Source organism: Oceaniferula marina (assembly GCF_013391475.1).
Lineage (GTDB): Bacteria > Verrucomicrobiota > Verrucomicrobiia > Verrucomicrobiales > Akkermansiaceae > Oceaniferula > Oceaniferula marina.
In genome coordinates, this window is the sequence record NZ_JACBAZ010000047.1 from 1 (window position 1) to 1,152 (window position 1,152).

Annotated in this window: 1 protein-coding gene; it reads left to right on the forward strand. The window is 45.7% G+C overall.

Annotated features, from left to right (window positions below):
• The first annotated feature begins 149 nt into the window (after positions 1–149).
• Entirely contained in the window at positions 150–1,133 is a 984-nt protein-coding gene (locus HW115_RS19475) for an IS4 family transposase (RefSeq protein WP_178935330.1), read from the forward strand.
• Positions 1,134–1,152: the final 19 nt, after the last annotated feature.

The following is a 1,152-nucleotide window of genomic DNA, read 5'->3' on the forward strand; positions in this document are numbered from 1 at the left end:
TCACAGCACACGACAAAAAATAATGTTAGTTTTTTAATATAAGGTATTGACACAGAAAGAGGTGCCGCAAAATAGGGGTGACCTTTTTCAAAAACATCCAAAGTACGCTTGCTGATGGTCTTAGCTGGAATAAAGCTCGTCTCGACTGCATGACTTCTCTCGTTCAAGGAATCCTACATACCCGAAACGTCAATTTAGCTCGTATCGCCGCCAGCGATAAGATTGATGACGGCTCAGAGGCTACGGAATCCAGCAAATACCGACGGTTTCAGAGGTTCTTTTCAGATTTTGAAATGCCTCTCGAAGATTTATCGCGTCTGATCAGGAGCAAAATACCGAAACCACCCGAGGGTTATACCCTGAGTATGGACCGCACAAATTGGAAGTTCGGCAAAAAGCACATTAATGTTCTAACAATTGGAATCAACGTGGGATCGGTTTGTATCCCTTTGGTGTGGAAGGTTCTTCCGCAGTCCACAAAGAACGGCAACTCGAATACCAAGCATCGTAAATGGTTGATCAACCGGGTTTTGCAAATTCTGCCAGCTCAGGAAATTCGCGTCTTGTTGATGGATCGCGAGTTCTGTGGTGATGAATGGTTGAAATGGCTGGATGACCACGGCATTGGTTTTGTTCTTCGCATTCGCAAGAATACGATTGTGGGAGGTCGAGCTGCGCATGAGTATAAACGTAAGCCCGAAGATAAGTTGGAAGTTTGGGGTATGCCCCTATACTTCGGAGGTAAAGTTGAAAAGGGTAAGCGCATTTATGTGGTAAGCAACCGCTTCAAAGGTAAGGAAGCGCTGGAAACATACCGTAGGCGCTGGGGCATAGAGCAGTTATTCAGTCATCTCAAGAAGCGAGGCTTCAACCTCGAAGACACCCACTTGACGGACAAGAAAAAGGTGGAGCGGATGATGGGATTGGTTTCGGTGAGCTTTCTTTTGAGTTATGGTTGGGGGCTACACCTTAGAGCGTATGAAAAACAAACGGCTTACTATCGCCGCAAAAGCCACTACAATTACGGTTTGGGGCGCTTGACCACGATGGTAACTGCACCACAAAAGCATGAAGCTCTGATAGATGAATTCTTCAGGTGGCTAAAAAGCGACGAGCTTATTCAAGCTACCTGAATTTTTGTCGTGTAATGTG